Source organism: Caulobacter sp. D5 (assembly GCF_003185805.1).
Lineage (GTDB): Bacteria > Pseudomonadota > Alphaproteobacteria > Caulobacterales > Caulobacteraceae > Caulobacter.
Genome location: NZ_QHJY01000314.1, coordinates 1 through 3,510, shown reverse-complemented (window position 1 = coordinate 3,510; position 3,510 = coordinate 1). Strand labels below are relative to the sequence as shown.

General features: G+C 67.7%; 6 protein-coding genes. 3 read left to right on the top strand and 3 right to left on the bottom strand.

Annotated features, from left to right (window positions below):
* Positions 1-223: 223 nt before the first annotated feature.
* The 3 genes from DMC18_RS19280 (at position 224) to DMC18_RS19270 (ending at position 2,143) form a co-directional block, all read left to right on the top strand.
* Positions 224-565 (top strand): hypothetical protein, encoded by a 342-nt coding sequence (locus tag DMC18_RS19280; RefSeq protein WP_110133216.1) that lies wholly within the window; start codon positions 224-226, stop codon positions 563-565.
* 99 nt (positions 566-664) lie between these two features.
* Complete coding sequence (locus DMC18_RS19275; protein ID WP_110133215.1) at positions 665-1,855, top strand: alpha/beta hydrolase; 1,191 nt, start codon at positions 665-667, stop codon at positions 1,853-1,855.
* A gap of 27 nt (positions 1,856-1,882) precedes the next feature.
* Positions 1,883-2,143: a hypothetical protein gene (locus DMC18_RS19270; protein ID WP_110133214.1), complete on the top strand. Its 261-nt coding sequence runs from the start codon at positions 1,883-1,885 to the stop codon at positions 2,141-2,143.
* A gap of 4 nt (positions 2,144-2,147) precedes the next feature.
* On the opposite strand, the gene DMC18_RS19265 is transcribed toward DMC18_RS19270, so the two are convergent.
* The 3 genes from DMC18_RS19265 to DMC18_RS19255 all read right to left on the bottom strand — a co-directional run.
* Entirely contained in the window at positions 2,148-2,612 is a 465-nt protein-coding gene (locus tag DMC18_RS19265) for a DUF3429 domain-containing protein (RefSeq protein ID WP_233248228.1), read from the bottom strand.
* A 198-nt stretch (positions 2,613-2,810) separates the two neighbouring features.
* The gene (locus DMC18_RS19260) at positions 2,811-3,170 is read right to left on the bottom strand and encodes a hypothetical protein (RefSeq protein WP_146218137.1); all 360 of its coding nucleotides are present in this window, start codon (positions 3,168-3,170) and stop codon (positions 2,811-2,813) included.
* Positions 3,171-3,277: 107 nt separating this feature from the next.
* The coding region (locus tag DMC18_RS19255) for a peptidoglycan-binding domain-containing protein (RefSeq protein ID WP_146218136.1) at positions 3,278-3,510 on the bottom strand (233 nt) is incomplete at its 5' end.

Sequence of the window (3,510 nt, the reverse complement as noted above, 5' to 3'; positions counted from 1 at the left end):
GCCGTCGGCCACGCCGGCGCGCGGACCCGGCAGCACCACCAGGGCCGGGGCAAGGTCGAGACTCGAAGGAAGGGCGCTCACGGCCCGCTGATTAACACTTCGCGGCGGCGAAACGAACGGGGAACTGCGCCCTGCCTGCATCGGCCGCCCCTGGCTGCGCCTTTGGATCGTCCGCGCCCCATGCGGCGTTAGCGCGGAGAATTCATTTGGGAGACCCCGCCCCATGCGCCCGCTCATACCGAGCCTCGCCCTGCTTCTGGCGCTGTCGGCCTGCGCCAGCAATCCGGCCCCGCGCGACACCGTCGCCAAACTCGACCCGAGCCAGCCGCGCTACGACAGCGCCAAGTGCCGCAAGGCCCGGGCCGAAGCCGAGCAGTACAACGACCACCGCATCGTCCGCGCCGTGGTCGGGGTTGGCGGCAATGTCGTCATGCCCTTCGCCGGTGCGGCGGCGGGCACGGCGCTGGGCCATCGCCTGGAGAAGAAGAAGGCCAAGCTGAACCACGCCGTGGCCAAGGCCTGCCTGGACGATCCCCTGGCCCAGAAGGCGGTCGCGGCGCGGTGATCAGGGCCGCCACACTAAACCTTGGATTGTTGAATCTGAAAAACTCCCCTATGATTGACGACCGCTGGCGGACCGCCGCGGTCGCTCTGGGGGGAGCACATGACCATCGCTCGCTTGATCCTGGCCCTCGCCCTGGCGGCGACGGTCTGCGCCTGTCACGACGGGGCCAAGGGGAACGGCGGAGAGCCAGCGTCGACGGGCGGCGAGGCCCACGCTCAGACGCGCAAGCCTGACCCACAGCCGCCGAGCGGCGGGAGTGCGCGGCGCAAGCCCGACCCCGAGGCCGAGTTGCAGGAGATCGCCGACAAGATCGCCAGCAATCCCAACTACGGGATCTTCGTAGCCACCAATCGCGAGATCCTGAACCGGGCCGAGAAGAGCTTCTCGGATCAACTCGGACCCGGCCTGACCTACGGTATCGCCTACCAGCCCGTGCTGGCCGTGGATGGCGGCGTGAAGCCCAAGCCGTACGCGCGGGACTTCCAGTTCGCCAAACCAGATCTGTTCTTCGACTATATCTCCAAGCGCCAGGCCGAGGCCCAGCGCTACCCCAAGCACATCGTCGTCTTCGTCCACGGCTTCCGGCAAAAGCCCGGCCAGGCGATGTCGACGGCCATCGCCATCAAGTCGCTGCTGCGGTTCGACGGCCCCTTCGTACTGTTCATGTGGCCGTCGGTCGGCGCGGTGGAGAACTACGGGACCGATCGCCTGAAAGCCGAGGTTTCCGACGAGGCCCTGTCCCAACTGCTCTGCCAGCTCGCCGCCAAGAACCCCGGCGCCAAGATCACGATCCTGGCCCACAGCATGGGAAGCTACCTGACGATCAACACTCTGCAGGACTTCAGCCAGGACTGCCCCGCCAAGCCCAAGCTGAACGCCCTCGTGATGTTCTCACCAGACCTGCCGGTCTCGCTGGCCGAGCCCCGGGCGCCGCGAGCGGTCGCCAACGTCGGCAGCGCCACGGCCTATGTCTCCGAGTACGACCTGGCGGTCAGAACCTCAAAGAAGGTCTGGCAAGACCCCAATCTCGGCATCGTGCTCAACAAGACGCCGTCCGTGGTTCCCGGCATCGCATCGGTCAATGTCTCGACGCTGCAGCTGGATGCGTTCGACCTGCGATCGCTGAACCACGACTCCTACGCCTACACCCAGGTGATGGACGATGTGCATCACCTGCTGCGCGACGGCCAGACCGACCCGGTCATACGCAGCATCGCGACCAGCAGGATGACGCGCCCCGACAACCGGCGCATCTACTATGTTATGGACGGAGCCCGGAAAGGGCGCTGATCGGCGAGCGCTTTGGAGAGGCGAGGCATGGCCTATGTGTTCGGCGCGTTCCTGTGCCTTGGCCTGTCCGTCGCCCCGTACGTGATGTTCACGATGCTGTCGCTCGGCGCGGGACGCGGCGAGGACCACGTTGCGTGGTTCTGCTTCTCGCTGGCGGCGGTCGTCGTCGGGCTGCTGTGCTGCGCGCAGGGCTGGAAGAGTTCGCGGATCCTGGCCGTCTTGCTGGGGGTCTGGCTGCTGGCGCCGGGCGCGCTGTCGGTGCTGCTGCTCTGGGAGACCCAGGCCTAGAGCCTCAAAGCGCCAGGGCCTGTTCCAGGGCGAAGGCCAGCGACAGGGCCGCGCCGGTGGTCAGCAGGGTGCGCAGGCGGGGCCGCCAGGCGGGGCCCTCGTGGCTGGTGACGTCCCACAGCCACTGCAGCAGGAACACGAACAGGAAGCCGGAAAGCTGCCAGGCGGCGCCGAAGCGCTCGGCCCCCAGCATCAGCGCCACCCCGGCCAGCGGCGGCAGCAGCGACAGCGCAAGCGTCAGCCAGCGCGGGCGGATGTGGTCGATCTCGAGCCCGCAGCGCACGCCGCCGAGATAGGACAGCATGGCCGTCGAATAGGCCAGCAGAGCCACCAGGGCCGGACCGCGCTGCGAGACGGGGCCGTAACAGAACAGGCCCGAGGCGGCGACGAAGGGAACCAGGGTCGCCAGGCCGAACACCCATACGGTGCGCGGAACCGGCACGCGCTCGCTCACGTGATCCGTCGTCAAGATCAGCACTCCTCCGGAAGGCTCGAGAGCCATCCCCCCACCCCGTCTGCGACCGTCGGCGTCCCGCCGGTCGCATAAGTCACAGCAACGATAGACCAAGCCCGGCGTCGAATTGTTTCACCCGCCGCGGGTTTGCGTCGAAACGATGACTATTACCGAGGTCGGCGCGGAGGTCCACGCGGGATGTGGCGCCCCGCTTCAGAAGTCGCCGACGTGAAGGAGCGGGACCGTGGACGATCCGGTCTTGGAGTCGGCGTAGATGACGATGCGCTGATGGCTGACCTTGGCGGCCAGGAACGCCGAGAACTGTCCCCGACCGGCGTCGGTGTTCAGGTTCATCCAGAAATTGTTGCAGCAGCCGGCCCAGCTGGCGTCGACCTCGTTCAGATTGCGCAGATAGACCATGCCGCTGGAGTCGACGACGTACTTCACGACCGAGGCGTCCGGGATCAGCAGATAGTCCGCCGCCGAGGCCATGGACGGCGCGGCCAGAAGGACGCTGGCCCCGGCGAGCCAAAGACCCGCGCGGCGCGGCATGAGTTTGCGCAGAGAACGCATGAAAGCCCCCAAAATGAAAAGCGCCGGCCCCATGGGTCCGGCGCTTCTATCATGGCCAAGCTTTGGCGAGCCGCTCAACTACAAAAGCAGCAAAACGCCCCTGACGACTAGCGCGCGAACGCCGAAAGGCGGTTCAGGGTCTCGCCGTCCAGGCCGCCGGAGCTCGGCAGGTTCTGATCGCGCTGATAGGCCTGGATCGCCATGCGCAGGGCCGGCGAGGCGGCGCCGTCCTGCGGACCCTGATAGTAGCCGAGGCGCGACAGGGCGCGCTGGGCGGTGACCATGCCGGCCGACGGCGCGGCGGCGGCGGTCGCCACCTGGGTCGTGCGCGGCGCGGCGG